The organism is Vibrio sp. 2-1-2a, from assembly GCF_032648565.1.
In the GTDB taxonomy this organism is placed as follows: Bacteria; Pseudomonadota; Gammaproteobacteria; order Enterobacterales; family Vibrionaceae; genus Vibrio; species Vibrio diabolicus.
In genome coordinates, this window is record NZ_WBOH01000012.1 from 64,074 (window position 1) to 88,505 (window position 24,432).

General features: G+C 44.2%; 21 protein-coding genes. 3 read left to right on the forward strand and 18 right to left on the reverse strand.

The features are described from left to right. Positions 1–32: 32 nt before the first annotated feature. The 18 genes from F7Y48_RS21200 to F7Y48_RS21285 form a co-directional block, all read right to left on the reverse strand. Positions 33–3,782: a DUF6701 domain-containing protein gene (locus F7Y48_RS21200; protein WP_258508270.1), complete on the reverse strand. Its 3,750-nt coding sequence runs from the start codon at positions 3,780–3,782 to the stop codon at positions 33–35. A 4-nt stretch (positions 3,783–3,786) separates the two neighbouring features. After that, positions 3,787–4,215 (reverse strand): MSHA biogenesis protein MshP, encoded by a 429-nt coding sequence (locus F7Y48_RS21205; protein ID WP_256952645.1) that lies wholly within the window; start codon positions 4,213–4,215, stop codon positions 3,787–3,789. Further along, positions 4,205–4,987, reverse strand: a complete 783-nt coding sequence (locus F7Y48_RS21210; RefSeq protein WP_256952644.1) for a PilW family protein — start codon at positions 4,985–4,987, stop codon at positions 4,205–4,207. The genes F7Y48_RS21205 and F7Y48_RS21210 overlap by 11 nt, the downstream gene beginning before the upstream one ends. Next, on the reverse strand, positions 4,987–5,550 hold the full coding sequence (locus tag F7Y48_RS21215; RefSeq protein ID WP_046873596.1) for a type II secretion system protein: 564 nt from the start codon (positions 5,548–5,550) through the stop codon (positions 4,987–4,989). Before F7Y48_RS21215 ends, F7Y48_RS21210 begins: the two co-directional genes overlap by 1 nt. After that, complete coding sequence (locus F7Y48_RS21220) at positions 5,547–6,008, reverse strand: type II secretion system protein (RefSeq protein ID WP_167426218.1); 462 nt, start codon at positions 6,006–6,008, stop codon at positions 5,547–5,549. Before F7Y48_RS21220 ends, F7Y48_RS21215 begins: the two co-directional genes overlap by 4 nt. A gap of 109 nt (positions 6,009–6,117) precedes the next feature. Further along, complete coding sequence (locus F7Y48_RS21225; RefSeq protein ID WP_012841374.1) at positions 6,118–6,342, reverse strand: type II secretion system protein; 225 nt, start codon at positions 6,340–6,342, stop codon at positions 6,118–6,120. 56 nt (positions 6,343–6,398) lie between these two features. Then, on the reverse strand, positions 6,399–6,893 hold the full coding sequence (locus tag F7Y48_RS21230; protein WP_158159797.1) for a type II secretion system protein: 495 nt from the start codon (positions 6,891–6,893) through the stop codon (positions 6,399–6,401). 291 nt (positions 6,894–7,184) lie between these two features. Next, positions 7,185–7,646, reverse strand: coding sequence for a hypothetical protein (locus F7Y48_RS21235; RefSeq protein ID WP_005397399.1), 462 nt, complete (start codon positions 7,644–7,646; stop codon positions 7,185–7,187). Between the two features lie 3 nt (positions 7,647–7,649). After that, the gene (locus F7Y48_RS21240) at positions 7,650–8,873 is read right to left on the reverse strand and encodes a type II secretion system F family protein (RefSeq protein ID WP_048626840.1); all 1,224 of its coding nucleotides are present in this window, start codon (positions 8,871–8,873) and stop codon (positions 7,650–7,652) included. 8 nt (positions 8,874–8,881) lie between these two features. Continuing rightward, entirely contained in the window at positions 8,882–10,606 is a 1,725-nt protein-coding gene (locus F7Y48_RS21245) for a GspE/PulE family protein (RefSeq protein ID WP_114323983.1), read from the reverse strand. Next, positions 10,603–11,700, reverse strand: a complete 1,098-nt coding sequence (locus F7Y48_RS21250) for a tetratricopeptide repeat protein (RefSeq protein ID WP_258508269.1) — start codon at positions 11,698–11,700, stop codon at positions 10,603–10,605. The genes F7Y48_RS21245 and F7Y48_RS21250 overlap by 4 nt, the downstream gene beginning before the upstream one ends. Further along, a complete protein-coding gene (locus tag F7Y48_RS21255) occupies positions 11,697–12,542 on the reverse strand; it encodes an ExeA family protein (protein WP_046873590.1) in 846 nt (281 codons plus the stop codon). The genes F7Y48_RS21250 and F7Y48_RS21255 overlap by 4 nt, the downstream gene beginning before the upstream one ends. A 44-nt stretch (positions 12,543–12,586) precedes the next feature. Next, on the reverse strand, positions 12,587–14,230 hold the full coding sequence (gene mshL, locus F7Y48_RS21260) for a pilus (MSHA type) biogenesis protein MshL (RefSeq protein ID WP_046873589.1): 1,644 nt from the start codon (positions 14,228–14,230) through the stop codon (positions 12,587–12,589). A 20-nt stretch (positions 14,231–14,250) separates the two neighbouring features. Next, positions 14,251–14,583, reverse strand: coding sequence for a hypothetical protein (locus F7Y48_RS21265; RefSeq protein WP_046873588.1), 333 nt, complete (start codon positions 14,581–14,583; stop codon positions 14,251–14,253). Continuing rightward, on the reverse strand, positions 14,576–15,226 hold the full coding sequence (gspM, locus tag F7Y48_RS21270; protein ID WP_054868338.1) for a type II secretion system protein GspM: 651 nt from the start codon (positions 15,224–15,226) through the stop codon (positions 14,576–14,578). Before gspM ends, F7Y48_RS21265 begins: the two co-directional genes overlap by 8 nt. Continuing rightward, positions 15,223–16,668 (reverse strand): MSHA biogenesis protein MshI, encoded by a 1,446-nt coding sequence (locus F7Y48_RS21275; RefSeq protein ID WP_124009111.1) that lies wholly within the window; start codon positions 16,666–16,668, stop codon positions 15,223–15,225. Before F7Y48_RS21275 ends, gspM begins: the two co-directional genes overlap by 4 nt. A gap of 11 nt (positions 16,669–16,679) precedes the next feature. Continuing rightward, a complete protein-coding gene (gene csrD / locus F7Y48_RS21280; RefSeq protein WP_316685365.1) occupies positions 16,680–18,689 on the reverse strand; it encodes an RNase E specificity factor CsrD in 2,010 nt (669 codons plus the stop codon). 242 nt (positions 18,690–18,931) lie between these two features. After that, a complete protein-coding gene (locus F7Y48_RS21285) occupies positions 18,932–19,468 on the reverse strand; it encodes a single-stranded DNA-binding protein (protein ID WP_012841367.1) in 537 nt (178 codons plus the stop codon). A 277-nt stretch (positions 19,469–19,745) separates the two neighbouring features. Between F7Y48_RS21285 and F7Y48_RS21290 the strand changes: the two genes are divergently transcribed. From F7Y48_RS21290 to uvrA, 3 genes are all read left to right on the forward strand, one after another. Then, on the forward strand, positions 19,746–20,390 hold the full coding sequence (locus tag F7Y48_RS21290; protein ID WP_047009170.1) for a LuxR C-terminal-related transcriptional regulator: 645 nt from the start codon (positions 19,746–19,748) through the stop codon (positions 20,388–20,390). Between the two features lie 158 nt (positions 20,391–20,548). Continuing rightward, positions 20,549–21,421 (forward strand): UTP--glucose-1-phosphate uridylyltransferase GalU, encoded by an 873-nt coding sequence (galU, locus tag F7Y48_RS21295; RefSeq protein WP_005397418.1) that lies wholly within the window; start codon positions 20,549–20,551, stop codon positions 21,419–21,421. 149 nt (positions 21,422–21,570) lie between these two features. Further along, the gene (uvrA, locus tag F7Y48_RS21300) at positions 21,571–24,393 is read left to right on the forward strand and encodes an excinuclease ABC subunit UvrA (protein WP_053809097.1); all 2,823 of its coding nucleotides are present in this window, start codon (positions 21,571–21,573) and stop codon (positions 24,391–24,393) included. Positions 24,394–24,432: the final 39 nt, after the last annotated feature.

Consider the following 24,432-nt stretch of genomic DNA (forward strand, 5'->3'; position numbering starts at 1 on the left):
GTTTCCTAACTTAAGGGCAAAAACCTAAGTTGTTACTGTCCGGTTAACCCTGGCTCACCACGGTAAATCACGCGATCGTTACCACGATGAATACCGAAGGTGACGACGGTGGATGGGTTTTCTTCACCAGCTTTCTTATTATCCCAGTTGTACTTGAGCCAAGGTAGGCCATTTTTTGAATCATCAAGATCTAACCAAACGCGTGTTTGCTGACGGTATGGTTCAGCTTGAGTTGCAGTAATAGAGCGAGAAGAACCTGAAGAAACGGTACCACCGTCGCCTAGAATTACATCTTTTGCACTCTGATCTGTCGGCCAAATATGCACCTGAGAGTCATCTTCAATTTCTCCAAACACTTTAGTTTGGCTGTCATCAGGGTTAGCAATAAAGCGGCTACCATTCCAGTATTCAACTCGGAGTGGCACATGTAATGTCGTGCCTTGGTTACCACCAACATCATCTAGATCAACACGACCAAAGCGGATGTCGGGTTGAGGCTTCAATGTTGATTCTCTGTCTAACACCAATACTGGGTCTGCACTACTTGCCCCAGCAATTGACAGCTGCGTGTTTTGTCCTAGTTCGTTTAAGTTAAACGGCCCATCGGGATAGTTGGTATTACTGCCTTTCGTCATAATTAACCCATCAGCAGCGCTGCCTGTATATTCACCTACACTGCGAGATTCAACTAACGCACTTCCGTTCGCATTTTTCCACGTTCCTGAATACGTTTTTAACGCTTCAAAACGGTCTTTATGACTACTTAAATCAACAATATTGAATAAAGCCCACAGCTCACGATCAAAGAAAGAATAGTTAACAACCTTACCTTTATCGGCATTTAACGCCTCAACAAATAGCTTACTGACCCCAAAAGGCTGTGCCATGTATGTGAATGTTTGACCATTCGGATATGCCCAATCAGCGTCTTTGCTTTGATAAACCTTAAAGTACTTAGGATAAAAACGCCCCAAGATCTTTTGAGCGGGAGCAATGGTGAAATCATCGGCCCCCAAATAAAGCTCTGGAGGAGTAACAACAAACTTAAACGCCCCAACTTCAGATACGGTTTGTTCAATCGTTACTTTACTCGTGATATCTCCATCTTTTGGTATCGTATGGTTGTACTTATCGACCCCTAGTACGCCTAACGATACACCTCCAACTGCAGGGTATGTCACTGAATGACTAATTGTGAGTCCATCTTGTTGATAATTTTTAGCTAGTGAACCATCAAACTGATGAGCACTGACAACCATATCAAACGTGTCTCCAGCAGCAACAAAGCCATTGCTACATGAATTACTAGCACAATCCCCTTCCGTTGAGGATAAGCTTAAGTATGCAGGAAAACTCACAAAGCTATTTTCGCCTTGTGATTGGGTTTCGCCTTGGATTTGAGCACGAAGAACCGCTTTCCCTACCTCAGGATATTTCAAGTTAAATTCAGCTTGCCCTTTATCATTAAAGTAAACATTTTCTACTGTTACTGCCTTTCCTGGTGCAACGCTCACTTCACCGCTAAAAACACCATTTCGGTCCTTAAATGCAACCTTCGCAGGAACCGACACTCTGCGCTCACTAGGCTCAACTTGCTCCAATGACAATATGATATTGCGATCTTCACCATCACTATTAGATTGCTGTGCAGATCCACAATATGCTAAATAAGGTTGCCTTTCTGGTTGATAGTTAGTACTTCCGTTCTCATCAAAGAATGCTTTGCCCGCTACCTTATTTGGAATCTCAACACCTAACGCATCGCCATTGAAAAGAAGATTACAATTCTCCTCAGATAGCACACCACCCACACGGCACTTCGCGTTTTGGAATCCAAATTGAATGATGTTACTTTTTGCTATACCTAACTTCACGTGACCAGATTTATGCGCTTGCAAGTAGAGCTCTTTCGTATCAGAAAATGTCACAACATCTCCATCTCTCCAGGTATGTGTGGATGATGATGGTGGAGATAATGTCACAGTAACCGGTTTAACATCCGCATCAGGGTTATTAGCAATAATTGAACTTGGGTAAGTATCTTTACATGCTTCATCCATACAAGCTTTTAGTTCAATCTTTGAGGCCTGACAGATACTTCCCGTCCCCGTGTAATCAAACTCGAAGTGATGAATACCTTGTGTTATTTTTTGATACTTATCCGCACAAACTTGGAAGTTATCCATTTCGTGTACATTGGTAATGTCACCAGTCGAGGCGGTAATCGACACGCGGAAATTTTCTGGAGGCGTGGTTTGTCCAAAACCTCTCATAACATCAAATTTGGAGATCAATGTTGTCCAAGAGTTCGCACTACCTATCTTACGCTGAATCGTAATGTAGACTTTACCTTGTTGTTTAGAATCAATGATAACTTTGTATCTATGATTTGGATCGCGGCGTCTATCTAAGTCACCAACATTGTGGTTACCTTTGATATAGCGATAACCTCCCATCCATTGCCCAGACCCGTTCTTAATCCCAGAACCACGAATTGCGACTGTATTTGGCTTAAATCCTGGTCGGTAATGACTATCCTCAAAGCTACCTTCTCTTGAGTAGTTGCCGTATTCATCGATACCAAACCCAAGCCAACCGCCAGCAAAGCCCTGTATGTTAGGTTTCACACCATAGCCAAGTGGACCACCAAATGCCCCAGTTTGTGGCGGCACATTAGCATCAGATAAAACCAATGCCACACCATCAGCCCCAGAGCCGGAGTGCGCATAGTGGTCAAACTCCACTTCAAGGTAGTTATCTTTCGAAGGGAATAGATAGTTGTATGCCGATGCTGTTGCTTGATTTTTTTGAGACGAGTTTAAAACGAATCGACCACCAGACGGTTTAGGTTTAATACTTTGTCCAAAACCAATAACAGACCAGTTACTAATATCATTAGCATTGAAGTCTTCCATTGGTAAGTATTCACACTGTTTGGGAATTATATTTTCGTTATTAATTTTACTACTGTCAGTCAAAGTTAATATACGAGAGTTTACTTTTCCCAGAATAACAGAACCATTGTGGAGAGATATATCTTCATCTGCATAAAAATACCCCTCTAATGTTGAACTCTTGTGAACCGGCCAATAGCTATCATTCAGTGTTATAGAGTCTCGAGAAACAAAAATTAATTGTGAATTTTCATCTGCATACTCAATACTGGCTCCATTAAACTCTGCTTCATTCTTTAAATGTATCTTCACGTTACCATGAATGACGATTTTAGATCTGTTTTGCATAGTCAGTTTATCAATCCAGTACTCCCCACTAAAAAAATGCACTGTAGAACTACCGTACATATTCATTTTTTTTATCTTGTGCAAAGGTGAAGAAAACCAAGCATTACAATTTTGGTATCCATTAAAGGACTTAATATTTTCTCGATAAATACTAGTGCTACTATTACAATGAATCTTTTTATTACCTGTCGCTCCTTTAAATGGTTTTAATTTTTTAGGTGATAACTGTTGGTAACTGACATTACATTTTCTCAAACTACCATCGTTATTATCACAAGAAGTTTCCGACATATATTGAAAACCATAACAAAAATTTAAATCTAATCCTTCAGTCCCCCAAATTGTAGCTTCATTATAGACCTTAAGATAACTAGCGTTACCATATCCATTACAGAAGCTATTTCCATTACCATGCCCTTGCGCAACAAAAGGAAAATCATTGATCGTAATAGTGTCACTAGAAGCTCTAACGCTATTTGTTACAAGAAATGTTAATAACAATATGAATGGAATGAATTTATTATTTAAGCTTAACTTCATTGTTCTAATCCTTAACCCAAATCTCTTGTCTGCGTTCAACCAAACTCAATCCAGAACCACACTGGACCGCAGCTTCGATACGATAAAAAGTTTGGTTATCTAGCTTTTTATCACCCCCGTCACACACAAGTGAAACTAATCGGCAACTTCCGTAATTTACACTATCTGAGCTTGGAGCTTTGCCATTTACTTTGTTGTTACAGTTATCTCCAACTTTTGAGCTAGGCTCATTCAGCGGGTAAATCTCAGTAAGAGCCCACTCTGTTGAAGATTGAGCGTAAAACCATGCTTGTGTCCCTAAAAACTCACGAGTCATTGAGTTTTGATTAGACCAGTTCGTTTTTGTAAGCGTCGCGCCAAGATACCCCATAACAATGATCACAAAGAGGCATACGATAAGAACATTTCCACTACTTTTATGTTTATGGGACATTTAACACCTGCACATCTTGTTGGTAAGTGCTAACTTCACCATTTTGTTCAAAAGCAAATTTGAGATAAACAATACCACCAGTCTGCAAGCTCACATTCGTATAATCAAAATGACTTTCACTTGCTTTGATATTCTCTACTACAACACTATTTCTGGTTAAACTATCAATATTAACACCCGTTTTAATAATGCAGTACTCTACTTTTTTGGCTAGTTGGTATAGATATATACGGTGAGCTATTGATTGACTTAATAACGGCATATTTTGATTAGGTGTAAATCTATAAAAGTTTGCATTGCCATTTTTATCATCCGTCCTTAAAGGGAGGTCATTTTTTATTAAATAGCTACTTACCGCTCCAGAAACTAAATCATCAGAAACCAAATCGGTAAACCGTGTAGGGTTGATGACAAAACGAATATTTTCAGACGCCTTCAAAGTCCCACCAGGAACATCTCCCCCTGTAATAAACAACAAGTCATCACTGGTCGGTTCTTGAAAATAATAACCGGAGTTCAATGTTGGAATAAAAGACAAACAAGATTTTTCAGCACTGTTTTTAATATCAAAGCTATTAGGCACTGCGTGTCTAATTTCACGCGCCATTTTTTCTAGCACAAATTGAGCTTGGGTCTGAATTCTTTGTCTTGAACTCGCATCAACATACCCTTTCATCCCAACTTGAACATAACCCGCAATCCCCAGCATGATGATGCTACCAATAACAATGGTCAGCACGAGTTCTATGAGAGTGAAACCTCTTTGACTCATCAGTAATTGCCTCTGTAACCAACCAATGAAATCGCTAACGAGGGGCCCGCAAATATATCTAGCTTCACTTGCTTCAATTTAGGGACACTTCCTTCGTACTCTGTCGTTTCTACCACTACCTCTACACGAAAATTGATATAACTACTGTCTGCACTATTACCGACAACATCTGAGAGTTGGTATTTTTCGATCCCTGACGGACAACTATTCTGAGTATTTTCGGTGTACCAACAACCAATATAGTCATCAACGTCATTAAAAGCAGAGGGCGAAGTCTCTCCATCTCTTCCAAGAGGTGAGCAAGCGTCTGCCCCGCTTTCGCCGCAGCGGAGCATGCCACCATTGTCATCATAATAATGGTCAAAATTGCGGGCCAAAATTTGCGACATCATACTATGCCCTAAAGCAATGGCTCGACTTTGATAATGGGAGGTGGAAGCATCTTTAATTTGTGGTATCAATGCTGTCGAAAACATCACCATTGCGATTCCCATCAAGACGATCGCAATAATCATCTCAATAAGCGTCATTCCTCGAAGCGTTTTTTTGCATTTCATCGTCATGAACAGCCACCTTTACTTACGTAGCCTTGCTCATTAATTGTGACCGTACAGGTTTGAGAGCTATTGTTTTCGCTAATAGAGATAGTGACCGAAGAAGGGGTCGGATTTCCTAGAAGATCAAATTTAACCTCTTGAACAGGAGAAAAAGTAACACTGCTGTCTTCGACCCAATCACTACGACTACTGGACTGAGATGAGCAAGAGGCTTTTGAACCAATACAATTGGTTGCTATGGATAGAATAAAATCGTTATTTCCTACCGCACTACTGACATTTGATTGCATGCGATTCACCTGGACTTGGCGAACAACAGAAATGACTTGATCTTGAATTGCGACGGCAGAAATACCAGTGCGTATAAATCGACTGGATGCATAAAGCGATAATATAGAGAGGATGACGATTACCATGATCAGCTCAATGAGAGTAAAACCTGATATCGTTGAGCGCGACTTCATACTGAGGAACCTTCGGCTTACAACAAGCGATTAAATTATAAGCAAAAAAGCATGGTGATTTTGGACTAAAATCACACTTCTTTTACGTAGCAAACAAGATTGCTCTAGGTTAGTTTTTCGATCTATCGATTTCTTCTTCAATCCGATCGTAAGTTTCTTTATTGCTCAGCGTTTCAGAAACGTGCTCGGCGGTTTGCTTAGTTTGCTCCCACTTTGCTTCGTAAGTTTCTGGCTCGAAGCTGATAAATCTTGGTAATACTACATAACCGATCACACCTAAGATAATCAGCACAACGACAAACTCTATTGCACTAAGACCCGATGATTTACGCATATGTACTTAATCAAAATAAAGAGATAAAGGCCAGGCTAGCTGGCCTTTATGCTATATTAACAGCCTGTATTAATAACTGATGTCGAAGCTTGTTGCGTTGCCCCCGTACCAGTAGCTTCATTATAGGTTACATAGCAGTTGGCTTTAGTTATATTTTCTTCATTATTATTAGCATGGTAGCCTTTTTTGTTAGTATCTGAAATAAATGTAGCAACTACACTTTTACCCCCAGAAACAACGGCTAAAGCCCAATCGTCGCTTAGCCCCTGAACAGCTTTATCAATACCACCTGCTTCAGCCACAGGGAAACCGAAATCAGCAGTAATACCTTCGACGTCAGCGCCAGTCTCTCTATCTTTTCCATCAATTACCGCTTTTCCATATGTAATTCCCGCTGCACCATCAATAGCACCTTTCAACCCTTGAATAGACGCTTTTCTTGCATCATTTTGTAAATCAAGGAAACGTGGTGCTGCAGTGACCGCTAGAATACCTAGGATTACAATTACCACTACCAATTCGATAAGGGTGAAACCACCTTGTCTTTTCATTGTTTACTCTCTCTATGTAAGCATGCAGTACAACTGCAAAGTTTCGTTTAGGTCACGCGACCATTTTGGATATTGTCAAAACGGTTTGGGGCAGCAACGTTCACTAAAACTGACCGTGAAGTGGATACTGTATCTACCGCTTGAGCAGAATGACGATTCGCCATTATTCAGTTCATGCTGCAATGAGAAAAACACATTATTGTTTACCCTCTATTACAGCGTCTTACTTATGGTAATGATTGCATTATACCGACTTTGATTACCAATTATAGTGATTAGGTGTCAAAAAATTCACTCCGCCGACATTTCGACGTCTATTTTCAGTTGATTAGCTGTTGAAATAACTACAATCGACTGGCCATTTTCATAAGTATAGTGACAGACATAACGATCAGTTTTGATGGCTCCACTGATATCTATTAACTTATTGGTCATTATTTTACGTTGTGGATAATGCACTGCTAGCCAATAACCACAATCTAAAACACCTTGTTGAGTAAAGGGAGATACTAGCCCGCCCTCAGTCATCGTGAGATTAAAACCATCCATCAGCATATGTTCTGGCTCGCCTTTTACGAGCCAAGCTTGACGATAACGCTGAACACTATCTTGCATCCAAACTCTCGCCAACTTCGCTCCGGTCACTTGCGCCTGCTCGGTAACAGGACGTAATTTGACCGCCAAGCCAACAGCAATGATGGTAGCAATTACCCCAAAAACGATTAGCGTCGCTCGACTTTGATTTTCAACCACCTATTAGCCGCCTTTGATGATGTCTAGCATTCCCCACATTGGCAGGAAGATACCCAGTGCTAGCACCATGACCATGCCGGCGACAATCACCAAAAGTAGCGGTTCTATTCTTGCGGTTAGTGTTTTTAGATCGTAATCGACTTCTCGATCGTAAAAATCCGACACTTCTAGCAGCAGCTCATCAATACGACCGGTTTCTTCCCCTACTGCAATCATCTGAATCACCAAAGGGGTAAAGATTTTACTGTTGATAGCAGTCACTGAGATGGTGCTACCCGCTTCAATCGCGGATTTCATCTCAAGAATTCGATTTTCTAAAAAGCGGTTCCCTAGGGCTTCCCCGGCTAAAGCTAAAGACTGGTTAAGTGGAACGCCTGATTTCAGCATCAACGAGAAGGTTCTAGCAAAACGGGAAAGCTGCGCGCGATTAACGATATCGCCCACAATTGGAAGCCGAAGCCGAAACTTATCGAACTTTTCCCGACCATCAGCCGTCGCCACCCAGGCTCTGAAAACCGCAAACGCGCCAATCATTGCCACAATCAACAACACCCAATAATTAACAAAGAAATTAGAAGTAGCGATCAAAATACGCGTCGGCAGTGGTAACTCAACACCAAAGCGCGTAAACATCGATGCAAACTCAGGGATCACCAAGATGTTCAATATAAACATGGCGATGGTAATAAAGATAATGACAAACGTCGGATAACGCATCGCCGCTTTGATGCGTTTGCGAGTCTCGAGTTCCTGCTCGTAGTAATTTGCCAGTTGCAATAGCGCTTGATCGAGTCGACCCGTATTCTCACCTACATTGATCATAGAAACGAACAGTGGGCTGAATACTTTGCTGTGTTGCTGCATCGCAGAAGACAAACCTCGGCCATTACTCAGTTCAGAAACGACATCTTCCAGTGCCTCTTTGAGCTGTTTGTTTTCACAATTTTGCAGCAGGCCACGCATAGAACGCAGCAACGGTACGCCCGCTTTAGTTAAGCTAAACAACTGGCGAGAGAAAAGAATGATCACTTCCAATGGAATGGCTGGCACAAATAGCTTAGACAAGCTCATTTGGCTTTTTGCCGACTCTTTCTCTAACCGCACATTGAGCGGGATGATCCCTTTGTTCATCAATGCTTCCGCCGCAGCCTCTGAGTTCACTGCTTCGATTTTGCCGTTAGTGGATGAGCCGTCTAGCGTGCGGCCTTGATAACGAAAAGTTGGCATTCAATTACCTATATGAAAATGGGATCAGTCTTACCAGAAGCGTCACCTTCACCTAGGGTCATCACTTCATCCAAACTGACGGTACCTTGTAGCGCCAGTTCCATTGCAGAAGCAAGCAGTGGCTTATAGTTTTCTGAGCGACGCGCGGCTTGGGCAAAGCCAACCGCATCATTTGCGCGCAATTTATCCATCATTTCTTGCTCAAGTTCGAGCATTTCAAACACACCAATTCGGCCTCGATAACCAGTCAAGTTACAGTTTTGACAGCCTACACCTTTATAAAAAGTGGTCCCTACTTGGTTTGGAAAACGCCCAGCTAACCACTGTTGGCGTGACTCGTCTAGATGGTCTTCTGTTTTGCAGTCTGGACAAACACGGCGAACAAGACGCTGCGCCACCACGGCTCTGACCGCACTGGCAACCAAGTAACCCGGTGCGCCCATATCGATCATGCGTAACGCACTGTCGACAGCATCATTGGTGTGAAGAGTGCTCAATACTAAGTGACCCGTTAGTGCAGCTCGCAGACCAATTTCTACCGTCTCTTGGTCACGCATCTCACCAACAAGAATGATGTCTGGGTCTTGACGCAAGAAGGTTCGAAGCACACGCGAGAAAGTCAGATCGATCTTACTGTTTACCTGTACCTGAGTGATGCGAGGCAGACGGTATTCGACCGGATCCTCTGCTGTAATGATCTTTTTCCCTGGCTCGTTGAGCTCACTTAATGCGCCATAAAGCGTGGTGGTTTTACCTGAACCTGTCGGCCCCGTCACCAAGATCATGCCGTGCGGACGAGCCAACTGTCGACGTAAACGAGCAAGCAAATCTGGCGGCAAACCTGACTCTTCTAATGGACGCAAACCAGCAGACTGGTTAAGCAGACGCATTACTACGGACTCCCCGTATTGCGTTGGTAGCGTCGACATACGAATATCGATTGATTGACCACGCACTTTGATATTGAATCGGCCATCTTGCGGCAAGCGCTTCTCAGAGATGTCTAGGTGCGCCATCAACTTCAATCGAAGAACCAAAGCCGATGCGATATTTACTTCATTCAGGATGGTTTCATGCAGTACACCATCAATACGCTGACGTAAGCGCAAAATCTGATCGTCTGGCTCAATATGAATATCCGATGCCCCGACTTGTACCGCATCTTCAAACATGGAATTAACCAGCTTTACAACGGTAACTTCCTCACTGTCGGTTCCATCAATACCGTAATCGAAGCTTTGCTCGTCTTTATGCTCTTCATGCAACTGTTCCGCGAAAGAAGCGATCTCTTTAGTGCGGCGATAATAACGGTCAAAGCTTGAAATAAGTTGGCGCTCTGAAGCCACGATGAACTCAAGGTTGTATTCACCTAGCAAATTCATCAGTGACTCTTGGATGAACAAATCCGCAGGGTCACTCATGGCAACGCGCAACGTGTCCCCATTTCGAGCAACGACCATCGCACGTAAGCGACGTGCGTGTACCTCAGGTAGAATCTGTACCGCTTCCGCATCCACAGGGGCGCGACCAAGATCGATCAATGGCAAACCAAGTTGTTGGGACAAGAAGTCCAACATTTGCTTCTCAGTAATAAAGCCGAGATCAATTAACGCATCACCCAGCTTCTGCCCGGTACTACGTTGTGCGTTTAGTGCTTGCTGGATTTGCTCTTCAGAGACGATACCTTCTTCAACCAGAAGATCGCCTAAGCGTTTTCTCAACTGAATTTTCATTGTGCATTCTCCAGCTGTTTCAAGATGCTCAAACGGTCACGAATAAACGCTTGCGATTGATTCGAAATGCCAACTTTACCCAGAGCTTGGTTGTAAGAGTTGATCGCGGCGGTAAACGTCAGCGCGCGCTCTTGTTGAATCGCTAAACCTAGCCACCAGCGCGCATTTTCCGGCTCACGCTGAGTAAGGAGTTGATAACTCTCAAGCGCAATATCATTCTGCTTGTGTTTTTGTGCCAATGCCGCACGCATCGCCAAGTAATCTCGACTTGGTCTTGGAGGCAAATGCACAAGCGGACTCAGCGCCGCTTCAGGTTGATTGGCTTTCACTAACAACTTAGACAAGGCCAAGCGAAGTACTTGGTTGTTCGTGTCAAGGTTGATGCCTTCTTGGATAATCTCATACGCTTTACGCGTGTCGCCTTTGCCAAAGTACAACGCCGATAATTTTTGACGCGTGTCTGCATTCATTGGCTCATAACGTAACGCCTCAGCATAAGCCGACAACGCCGTTTGCATATCGTTAGCATCCAGTGCTTTTTCCGCTCGGCTAACCGCTTTAAGAGATAACTGTCGGTGCGTCAGCTCAACCTGCTCAATACGCATTGAACTGTTTTCTGCTGTCGTGCGGATTACATGATTAGATTGCTCATCGCTTGGCATCGTTGCCACTTGCGCGAGTAGCACTGCATCTTCAGAGACCGCCTGTACCTCCGCTCTTGGGGTGAACCTATCGGTCTCTGGCATATGAAGCTGTTGTTGCGCAGCCGGTTGTGTCACTGGCTTCGTGTAAACCACATGGGCTGTTTCGGGCGTCATTTTACTCGTTGGCGAATGAGTACGCTCTGATGATGTGATTGACGAAGCATTCACTGACGACGATGGCATGGTTTCTGTTTGAACTGGTGAAAGCTCGCCTGAAGGGATAGGATCGCGAGAGACCGCCCAGCTGCCCACCGCAAGGCTTAACGAGAAACCGGCAACGAGCCAAAGCCAAGGTTTACTGCGTGAAACGTTGGGAATGTCCGCACGAGTAAGCTCTGACGGTGATGTTTTTTCAGCGAGTTCTGATAATGCTTTATTGATGGCACTCAAGGTTGACTCCATCCCCAAAATACGGGTGTTTTAAACTTAGGTTTACGGGCATCAAACGTATCGTGCATAGCTGCGTAAACGTGATGATTTTTTAATAGTGTGCAACGATCATTAAATGCCGCAAGCAACGACTTGTGGCTAATTTGGTTGATCAAACGTGGAATCCCCATGGATGAACGCCAAATCGCTTTTTTCTGCTCAATAGAAAAAATGTGCGCTCCATTGCCTGCCTTGTCTAAACGATTATTGATGTAAGCCACGCCTTCATCGATAGAAAGAGGACGCAGCTGACAACTAAACGTAATACGTTGACGAAACTGCCTTAGCTCGTGGCTGGCTAACCGCTCATCCAACTCAGGTTGTCCGAATAACACCAGTTGAATGAGTTTATCTTGTTCCGTTTCTAGGTTACCGAACAGACGCAATGTTTCTAAAGCTTGTGGAGAAAGAGCTTGCGCTTCATCGACGATCAAGACGGTTTTCTTTCCCGCAGAATGCACTTGAATCAGGTGTTCTTGAATGAGAGAAACAATACGTAGCGGGTCATCGTTCTCGATGCCTAACTCTCTGGCGACAGCAAACTGCAACTGCTCTCCATTCAAAACTGGATTGGGTAAGTAAATCAGCTCGACTTCAGATTCAATCTGCTCAATTAACTTACGACACACCATGGTTTTTCCGGTGCCGACTTCTCCTGTCACCTTAATCACCCCTTCTCCCATTTGCACAGCGGCTAAAATGGTTTGGATCGCCTCATAGTGAGGGACTAACCCCAAGAACATTTCTGTGTTTGGGGTTAACGAAAAAGGCTGAACTCGAAATCCAAAATGTGACAAGTACATACTCGAATCACAAACTCATTGAAAAACGGAACCTTTCCCCGCGCTTATTGCGCATCTGGGAACCACTCTTGCAGCAGATCACGAGAGCGCTCTAGCTCTTTCTGCCAAGAGTTCACACCAACTACGGTCGGTTTTAGCAAGATGACCAATTCTGTTTTCTCAGTCACGTTATTTACGTTGCGGAACAAATGCCCCAATGCGGGCACATCGCCTAAGAATGGGACTTTAGAAACAAGCTCACGATTTTGCTGTTTCATCAAACCGCCGATAACCACAACATCGCCATCTTTAGCACGAATAACCGAGTCAGATTCACGAATAGAGCTTTTTGCCAATGGCAATTGGATGTTTTGGAACTCACCGCCCAAGTTCAATTTCTTCACTTCTTCCGAGACTTCAATAACCGCAGGGTGAACATGCAGGAACACATTGCCTTTGTTATCAATTTGCGGAGTCACATCGAGAGAGATACCTGAGAAGAATGGTGTCAATTCCACTTCTGGAACGGCATTTGAGTTTTCACCGTTGCCTGCATTGCTCGATAGCTCGGTAACAAAGTACTCATCGGTACCCACTTTGATGACCGACTTTTGGTTGTTGGCAGCGGTAATACGAGGGCTCGAAAGAACGTTCAAGTCACCTTGTGTAGACATAAAACTCAACACAGCATTGAAGTTGCCATCAGAGATAGTCACGTTGGTTTGACCGCCCAATAGCGTGCCAATCGCATCCAACGGTGGTAATGCCGACGCAGGGCGGTTCACTACGACACTACCCGAGTTACCAATTGACGCCGATAAGTTCGACCAGTTGATGCCTTGTTGGTAGCCATCATTCAACGTCACTTCTAGAATTTTAGCTTCAAGAATGACCTGACGCTGCATGCGCTCCTGCGATACACCTAAGAACTCACGGACTTCTCGAATATCATCTGGAAACGCTCGAACCGTAATCACTCCAGCTTGTGGTGTTACGACAACGCTTTGTCCTTTGCCTGAACCAATTAGATTCGCAACGGCTTGCTGCAGCATCGGCCAGAAGTCACTTTCAGTGATGGTTTCGATGCGCGTACCGCCCGTAGAAGTCGTCGAGCTATCGCCGCTGTTACTTCCATTGTCAGAGTCTGATGAGTCAGAACTGTCTGAGCTACCGCCAGAATTAGACGTACCAGCCGAGGTCACTGAGCCCGTGACAATGCTCGTCAATGATCGACCAGAGCGTTTGAACTGGAGGTAATCAACAGGAATGGTTACCGTACGCATACCAGCAGGGTAGATTTGAATAACTTTGCCAGACTTCACCACATCATAGCCATACATGTTCTGTACAACGCTCAGGACTTCATCCAACGTAACATCTGACAAGTTGACGGTGATATTACCTTGTACCGCTGGATGAATCGCCACGCTGTACTCAGTGCCTTTGACTAGCGAGGCAAAAAAGCTTCGTGCATCGACCGCATTCGCTTGAATACGGAAACGCTTCGAGGTGCCTTGCTCTGAAGCAACATTCGAGTCTAAGTTAGGCATCAGGTCCGCTTCGACAGAAGAAGGAATTTCTTCTAACGTGCGGCTGTTCGCTTGATTGATAGATTCATTGAGCGCTTCTTTGACTTCCACTGGGTCACGGTGACCCATTGAACATCCCATTAAAGAAGCAATCGTTATTCCTACAACTAATTTGCGCATATCTGATCAGGCTCTGGTTATTATTTTTTTACGTTTAAACCAAAAAGCTCTAGGTCCCACTGACGGTTACCACGCTTTAAAGTTACAAATTCACTATTAATGCTCGCGACGCGATAACCCTTAAATAGCTCGCCTTTTTCAACAAGCTTGTTATCCATAATCGCGACACAAGCAGTACTTGGCTTACACACAATACTGTTGAGCGTAGGCAGTCGGTACTGTTTTGCTTTTGGTTTCGCTGACGTTTCAACCGCAGGCTTTTCCCAGCCAAGTGGTGCCGTTGGATCTTGGTTCGCCCAAGCGGTTCCTGCCGCAGCCATGACAAGCAATGAGATGATGAGTTTTTTAACCACCAATAAACTCCTCTCGAGATCCTAGTGTGTAGACTTCCAACACAAGCTTCGCTTTCGGGTACTCTTCGACTTTGTAACTAAAGCTGCGCCAATAATAACTGGCAGGAAGGCTCTCCAACTTATTTAGATAATTGGCAATAGAAAAGTAGTCGCCAGTCAGCTCCATGCGTACAGGGTGCACGTAGTAACCAGAGTATTGCGATGCTTCTTTATCTTCCGTAATTGGCTCAGATGGCAAAGTTTGCAAAGACAAAAGGTGAATGCCACTTTGCTGCTCTAATACATTTTCCAGCAGCTCAGCCATTTGCGAAGGTGTAATAAGGTGTTCGATGATCTCCGCTAGCTGCATCGAAAGGTGCTGACTTTCTGTTAGCAGGTTAGATATCGCGCGATCAATCTCAGCGTTTGGATCTTTCTTCAGCTGCGCTTGAATACGTAGCGTGTCGATTTCAATCTTTTGATTGGCTTGCTTTAAATTGCTTAGTTGCCTCTCATTACTGATGATCTCGTTAAGCTTTGGTTCCAGTACCAGCGTAAAAAGCAACATGATCACGACAACTAAACCACACAGCGCGATAAGCACTTTTTCACGCGCGCTCATTTCGCCAAAGCGCTCTTCTAATGAGATCCAGAATTCGTTCATTTCTCTTTATCCTCGCGCGTTTTTAGTTCAAACGTCACAATATCCTTATCATTTCGGCCAATTTTGACGTCGTCAAATGTCCGGCCAACCAAGCTAATTTCATTTTTAAATTGGTTAACCCAACTTGGTACTGAGCTCGGCTTTTTCGCCAGTCCCTTCAGATCTAAGGTATGGTTATTGATTCGAATTTCGGACAAAGAAATTTCTTGGTTTCCTAGCTTAGCTAATGATTGCATAACGCCAGAGTAACCCGTGCGCTGCGAGTCATCGTATTTCCCGACGGCTTTAAGCGAGTCTCGCTTCGCCTTGACTTCACGCTCTAAGCGGGCTTTAGCTGCCAGCTTATTATTGTCGGGTTGATGCTTACGTAGCTTGACTTGATAGCGTTCAAGCTCTGACTTCATGATATCGCCTTTGCTTTTTACAATAGCAATTTCATCTTCTAAACCACTGCTCTGCCAAGTCACATAGCCGTAAGAGAGTAGAATGGCCGCAGCCGCGACACCCCAAGATAACGCGATATTTCTTAGTGTCAGGAGCTCTTTTTTCGGCTTTAAGTAATCAGGGTATAAGTTAACGCGTCGAGTATTAGAAGCCGCAGCAGCATCTGCTAAAACGTGTCCTGATAGCTCATGTTCTGGTGGTAATAACAGAGAGACTTTAGTGCTTAAACGGTAGTTCAGAGACTGAACAAGCTCACTCTCATCCTCCTCATCACAACACACTTTCAATTGATGCAGCTGCACATGGCGCAACTGAGAAGAAAGATAATCAATCGAACGTTGCAGTTCTAACGAGAGGCTATCCATCTGTAACTCGCTAGACGGAACCCCCGTTAACGGTGGCGTCACACTGCGAATCGAACGATGAAATGCGATAGTATTTTCGACAAAAGCGCTAATACGGAAGTGACCACGCACACTGCGTTGTAATAATAGGAAGTTACCTAGTTCACCTGCGGTCTCTCCCCAAATGTCGTCTTCAGGAAGAATAGCTTCTAATGGCAACTGGGCGCGACTGGCCAGTAACACGATCTTATCCAACATTTTTCGTGATAAGACGTAAGCTTGCACTTTGGTTGAATTGGGTAGCTCTACCGCATCTGCAATGATGTCAACGGCACGCTCAGAGATCAGTTCTTTCAACAAAAACGGTAATGCTGCAGGCCATTCTTGGCGCGGCATGACAGGTTTGTCGATTTGATACATCTGATAATAGTTATGAGAAAGGACAACCGTCAGAGAATCATACGCACTCGCAGCAACGCTCAATGCTTGCTCTACGGCTTTCTCCCAATTGGATTCAGAAATATCAAATTGGTATGGGCGACCACTTTTTATTGAAGATGATAAATAAACGGCGTCTGGCTGAATAACCAAAAAGCAGGAACGACCACCACCAGATGATCGTTTGAGCTTGTCGAGTAGTGCTTTGAAATCCATGATTATTATCTTTATTTTTTACGCCAGCGATTTCGTCTTCCCAATTTCACTTGGGATTCTGATTGAGAACTTGGCAATGCTTGTGGACGAGGAAGAAACTGCTGCTCTGCAGAGAAGTAGCGCCCTTGCCCACCATAAACCCCGAGCTCAATTAACGTGTTGAGCTCGTTTTGATTCTCAATTCCCACTGCTATGATTTTAGTTTTACTGTTTGCCGCAGCACCTAGCATGCTGCGGACAAATAGCTGGTTCTCATGTCGCTGGTCGATTTTTGCTACTAAACTGCGATGAAGTTTAAGGTAACGAATATCCACTTCTTTTAAATAGTGAGTGCTGACGATGGTTCGTCCAGCCTGCCCAACCATTAAGTGGCACCCTAAACCGGCCAGCATTTTAGCGACTGGTCGCATAAAGTCTAAGTGTCTTACAAATTGTGCTTCAACAAACTCAAAACTGAGACACTTTCTCTGTTCACGTGACAACTGTAAGAGTTCATCACGAAACCATTTAAAGTACTCTCGGTTAGAAAAAGGCGTTACATTCAAATTGAGCGCATACGATCTTGAGTTATCAAAATTATCCTTAAATTCTCTTAAGAATTTATTAATAACTGACTTATCCATTTGCGCTTCATAACCAACCTGTCTGATCGCAGAAATAAACCGAGACGCTTTAACAATACCATTCTCAGGATCGCGAATCCGGCATGTTAACTCTTCATATAATGATTTTTTATGCGTCGCGTCACTTATTGGGTGCACAGATTGTGCGTAGAGTATCACATTTTCTGGTGTAAGTGCTGTGTCAAATAACGTTCTCCACCTCACACTTCCGCGAGCTTCTTCATCGTGGTTCCATTTTTTGAAGCGACTCCAATTATTGTTATTTTGTAGTTGCGCACTACGCAAAGCTGTCTCTGCCTCATCGATGATTTGGCTGTGTCGCTCACCCTCTTTATAAGTAGTGATGCCTATATGGCACCAGTTGTCTGGGTCGAGTGGCTCTGGCGGAATTAATTTTTCTAACTGGCGAATGCATTGTGATGCCAAATTAGCCACATCTTTGGCACTTTGATGCGGCAGAAATAACGCAAAATCAGCATCGTAATAACGAGAAAACACAACATCAGGGTATCGCTGAACTAAGTTGGATAATAAACTCCCAACTTCAACAATAAACTCATCCGTAATTTGCTTATCTTGCTCTTCTTCAACCAGTTTCCAGTCTTGAATACGTACTAGCAAAACGGCGCCGCGAGCCCCACTTTCTAGTAACGCCGATTCCAGTTTGCTATCAAACAGCACTCGATTGGCTGTACCTGTTAACTTATCAAGGAAGGTTTGAGTTCGAATAAAGGTATCAAATCGGCTTCGCTCTTGACGCGCATCTTGTAACTCTTCAATTAATACATCGAGCGCTTCACTGGCAGTATAAGGCCATTCTTTTTTGTCGCCTTTTGCATACTGCTCTACCCGACCAGCAAGGATCATCCTGCCTCGCTCTTCGAGCATTTCAGAGCCTTCTAATTGCTCCTTAAGCCACGCAACGCCGCGCATTAAACAGAAGATGATCAAGATAACGGCAAGCGTGATCGACCAAAGCGCCTGCATTGAGTAGCTGTAACCTAAGTAAGGCGGGATCGCTTTAAAATGAATCGTGTAATCTTGATTGTGAGTCAGTTGGTATTCTGTCTCAAACAAGACTGACGCTTCCATTTGATGAGAAGTATCTTTGAAGCGATAAACAACCGCATTGTTGGTCGACAATGTCATTTCGACAATATTGGAAGCCTGCAGCATTTTCGGCATCCAGCGCTGCATAGAATAAGCAGCGTCAGGATCTTCCGTCTCCTTATCGACCACCTCTACGATCCCTTCTAAATAATGGGTGAGATATTCCTGCCCAAGACGTTTAAAAGAGAGGGTGCCACCGACAAACAAGATAAACATGGCGCAGATGACGATCATGGTGACAAAAGCCACCAGCCGTGTGCTTAACTTAAGAGTTGGGGTATACCTCATGAATACCAAATTCCTTTTTTATTCATCATATACCTTATTGAAATATTTATACTTGATAAGAGTTCATCAAACAATCGGATTCGTCTGATAGTGAGAGGCTGGAGCATAAAGAACATCACACTCATTGATAAGTTTTATTGTTACGCCTAACCTTGCTGAGATAAGCCTTTGAGATCATTAGATAGTGACAATAAAAAAGACCGCGATATTCGCGGCCTTTTCGATTCAAGCATAAGCAGAATTTAGAACGGGATATCGTCGTCAAAATCCATTGGTGGCTCATTGTACTGCTGCTGTGGTTGCTGCGGAGCCTGCTGTTGTTGCTGTTGCTGAGGCGCATTGTACTGCTGCTGAGCTGGTTGTTGAGGCTGACCCCATCCACCTTGCTGCTGCTGTTGACCGCCCATTGGTGCGCCGCCACCTTGACCACGACCGCCAAGCATTTGCATTACGCCGTTGAAGCCTTGAACAACGACTTCAGTTGAGTAGCGATCTTGACCGCTTTGGTCTTGCCATTTACGAGTTTGCAGTTGGCCTTCAATGTATACTTGAGAACCTTTACGCAAGTACTCACCTGCTACTTCCGCAAGTTTGCCGAACAACACAACACGGTGCCATTCCGTTTTTTCGCGCTGTTCGCCAGTCGCTTTATCACGCCATGAATCAGAAGTCGCAATAGTAATGTTTGCTACTGCACCGCCGTTCGGCATGTAACGAATTTCAGGGTCGTTACCTAGATTCCCCACCAAAATAACTTTGTTAATTCCACGGCTGGCCATGATGTGCTCCGTTTCACTCTGGATATATAAAATTTTAGCGCATTAGAATAGCACGCTTTAATGTTTTGATTAAAGTCTAATACCATTGTGATCTAATGAGTCACCTACTAGAACCCAAATCGCATTTCAACTTACGCCTGTAGCATTTTTGATTCGCGTTGCAGACATCGTTTCGTGAAGCTTTGAATTCGAACGCATTTATTCAGTAAAGCTATGGTTATAACCTCTCTTTAATGCCAACTTATGGCCTTTATTGAACACTGGGAGATTTGAACACGTGAGAAAGTCGGCTTACGCAAGAAAGCTATTTCTGATCAGTATGGAAGATAATGCGGAAAAAAAGGTGGCGGCACTCGAAAAGTACATTGATATGAGCATCCCGGTGATTTCGACCGAAGCACTCATGGAAGCTAAGCCACAGCATCGTAACAAAATCCTACTGATCGACTTCAGTGAACATAAATCACTCGTTCAATCGATCAAAAACTTACCGCTGGTATGGAAGAACTTTGAAACCGTTGTGTTCAATGTCCCTAAAAGGCTGACCACGGATGAGCTTCTTTCATTTGGTCAATTAAAGGGGCTGTTCTATTCCGAAGATACGCTAGAGCAAATTGGAGAGGGATTAAAAGGCATTGTTAACGGTCAAAACTGGCTGCCGCGTAATGTAACCAGTCAACTTTTACACTATTACCGTAACGTCATTAATACTCATACTGCCCCAGCCACGGTAGACCTAACCATTCGCGAGCTGCAAGTACTGCGTTGCTTGCAAGCTGGTGCCTCGAACGGCCAAATGGCCGAGGAATTATTTGTCAGTGAATTCACCATCAAATCGCACTTGTATCAGATATTCAAAAAGCTATCAGTGAAGAATCGCGTTCAAGCAATCGCGTGGGCAGATCAAAACTTAATGTCATGATGCGATGCCGCGACTCTAATGACTGAAATGACGAGTCGCTCATCTTTTTTCCGCACTGAGTCTCACACTTTTTCCTACTTTATTCATGATTCATTGACGACTCTCGTGTTAAAGTTATGCGCAGATTCTTGATAATAACGAGATAGGATATTCCCCCAATGATTAAAAAATGTCTGTTCCCTGCTGCAGGCTATGGCACTCGCTTCTTACCGGCAACGAAATCTATGCCAAAAGAGATGATGCCAGTCGTGAATAAACCGCTTATTGAATACGGCGTTGAAGAAGCAATTCAAGCTGGTATGAACGGCATGTGTATTGTGACAGGTCGTGGCAAACACTCTATCATGGACCACTTTGATAAGAACTACGAACTAGAACACCAGATTAGCGGTACCAATAAAGAAGAGCTATTGGTAGATATCCGTGAAATCATTGAATCTGCAAACTTCACTTACATCCGTCAACGCGAGATGAAAGGCTTAGGCCACGCGATTCTGACCGGGCGTGAACTGGTGGGTGACGAACCATTTGCCGTCGTTCTTGCTGATGACCTTTGTGTCAACGAAGAAGAAGGCGTGCTAGCTCAAATGGTGGCGCTATTTAAACAGTTCCGTTGTTCTATCGTTGCCGTACAAGAAGTCCCAGAAGATGAGACTCACAAATACGGCGTTATCTCTGGTGAAATGATCAAAGATGACATCTACCGCGTAGACGACATGGTAGAAAAACCTGAGAAAGGCACGGCACCAAGCAACCTTGCGATCATTGGTCGCTACATTCTGACCCCTGATATTTTCGAACTGATTGAAAACACAGAGCCAGGTAAAGGTGGTGAAATTCAAATCACTGACGCGCTACTTAAACAAGCAAAAGCGGGCTGTGTCTTGGCTTACAAATTCAAAGGCAAACGCTTTGACTGTGGTAGTGTTGAAGGTTACATCGAAGCAACCAACTACTGTTTTGAAAACCTTTATCTAAAAGATGAAAAAGCCTCAGAGTTAGGTAAACACGCAACACAAAAAGCGGTATAAAGCATCGTCGTAGTACGAAATTATTGTTTCTAAAGCCCAGCATTATGTTGGGCTTTTATTTTTACTGTTTTTTTATCCAGTAATTTTCTTTGCACATTTCTCACACTATGTAATACTTGCCCCACTTGGTTATACATAGAGCAAAAACGATGGATAAAATAGAAGTTCGCGGTGCCCGAACCCATAACCTCAAAGACATTAATCTTACAATCCCTCGCGATAAACTGATTGTCATTACTGGACTAAGTGGCTCCGGTAAATCCTCTCTCGCTTTCGATACATTGTATGCAGAAGGCCAACGACGCTACGTAGAGTCTCTCTCTGCCTACGCTCGTCAGTTTTTGTCTCTGATGGAAAAACCCGATGTCGACCATATTGAAGGGTTATCACCCGCAATTTCTATTGAACAGAAGTCTACTTCTCATAACCCGCGTTCAACCGTCGGTACAATTACCGAAGTCTACGACTACTTGCGTCTGTTGTATGCTCGTGTGGGCGAACCCCGCTGTCCAACGCACCATGCCCCTCTTGCTGCGCAAACCATCAGCCAAATGGTGGACAAAGTCCTAGAGATGCCAGAAGGCAGCAAAATGATGCTGTTGGCCCCTATTGTCAAAGAGCGTAAAGGTGAGCATGTTAAAACGCTTGAGAACCTGGCGGCTCAGGGCTTTATTCGTGCGCGTATTGATGGAGAAACTTGCGATCTTTCAGATCCTCCAACGCTAGAGCTACATAAAAAGCACACCATTGAAGTCGTGGTAGACCGCTTTAAAGTTCGTCCCGATCTGCAACAGCGCTTAGCGGAATCTTTCGAGACCACGCTCGAGTTATCAGGCGGAATTGCGGTTGTCGCGCCAATGGATGGAGACGGTGAAGAGATTATTTTCTCCGCCAACTTCGCTTGTCCACAATGTGGTTACAGCATGCAAGAGTTAGAGCCGCGACTTTTCTCATTCAACAACCCTGCTGGTGCATGTGGCACTTGTGATGGTTTGGGTGTGCAGCAATACTTCGATCCAAGCCGAGTAATTCAAGATGATTCATTAAGCTTGGCACAAGGTGCGATTCGCGGTTGGGATCAAAAGAACTATTACTACTTCCAAATGCTCACGTCATTGGCTGATCATTATGGTTTTGATCTCCATGCACCTTTTAATTCTCTGCCAAAGAAAACGCAAGATGTCATTCTAAAGGGCTCAGGTCGTACTGAGATTGAGTTTAAATACATCAACGATCGTGGCGATATTCGCGTTAAACGCCATCCATTCGAAGGTATTCTGAATACCCTAGAACGTCGTTATCGTGATACAGAATCCAACTCTGTCCGTGAAGAGCTTGCGAAATACATCTCCACTAAATCTTGTTCAAGCTGTGGTGGTACTCGTCTGCGCCTTGAAGCACGTAACGTGTTTATTGCTGATACGACACTGCCTGAGATTGTTGAACTCAGCATTGCTGATGCATTGGAATTCTTCCATTCCTTGAAACTGGAGGGTCAACGCGCCCAAATCGCTGAAAAAGTGATGAAGGAAATCAACGATCGCCTGCAGTTCTTGGTTAACGTTGGTTTGAACTATCTGAACCTGTCTCGCAGCGCCGAAACGCTCTCTGGTGGTGAAGCTCAACGTATTCGCTTAGCCAGCCAAATTGGTGCGGGTCTTGTTGGTGTGATGTATGTTCTGGACGAACCTTCGATTGGTCTCCACCAGCGAGATAATGAACGCTTATTAAAAACGCTTACTCATTTGCGCGATTTGGGGAATACCGTACTCGTGGTAGAACACGATGAAGATGCTATTCGCTGTGCGGATCATGTCATAGATATCGGTCCTGGCGCTGGCGTACACGGTGGTAATGTTGTCGCGGAAGGCACCATGGAAGAGATAATCGCAAATCCGAATTCTCTGACAGGTCAGTACTTAAGTGGCGTTAAAGAAATCGCAGTACCGAAAGATCGCACGCCGCGTGATCCGAAAAAAACGGTTGAGCTCTTAGGCGCAACAGGTAATAACCTTAAGAACGTTAATCTCTCTATTCCTGTTGGGTTATTCAGCTGTATTACAGGGGTATCTGGCTCAGGTAAATCAACGCTGATTAATGATACTTTCTTTAAAATTGCTCACACCCAACTCAACGGAGCAACAACGGCTCAACCTTCACCTTATAAATCGATTAAAGGCCTAGAGCACTTCGACAAGGTTATCGATATCGATCAAAGCCCAATTGGTCGTACACCTCGCTCTAACCCTGCAACCTATACGGGGATCTTTACCCCAATCCGTGAACTGTTTGCAGGCACACAAGAGTCGCGTTCTCGCGGTTACAAGCCTGGACGTTTTAGCTTTAACGTACGCGGTGGTCGTTGTGAGGCCTGTCAGGGTGATGGTGTCATTAAAGTTGAAATGCATTTCCTACCAGATGTTTATGTGCCATGTGATGTATGTAAAGGTAAGCGCTACAACCGTGAAACACTTGAAGTACGTTACAAAGGCAAAACCATTGATGAAGTGCTAGAAATGACGGTCGAAGACGCCCGAACGTTCTTTGAACCCGTACCTGCTATAGCACGTAAGCTACAGACTCTAATGGATGTTGGCTTGTCTTACATTCGCCTAGGTCAAGCGGCAACGACACTCTCCGGTGGTGAAGCTCAGCGTGTGAAACTAGCGAGAGAGCTATCCAAGCGTGATACAGGAAAAACCTTGTACATTTTGGATGAACCAACAACCGGCCTGCACTTCCATGATATCCAGCAGTTGCTCACTGTATTGCACAGACTTCGCGACCACGGAAATACTGTCGTGGTGATCGAGCATAACCTAGATGTCATTAAGACTGCGGACTGGATTATCGATCTAGGACCTGAAGGGGGACAGGGTGGCGGCGAGATAATCGCTCAAGGCACACCGGAAGATGTGTCGCAAATCGAGGGCTCGCACACAGCTCACTTCCTTAAGCCTATGTTGAAGTAGAAAAAACAGGTAAAGTACCGAGACCAGCAAGTGCTGGTC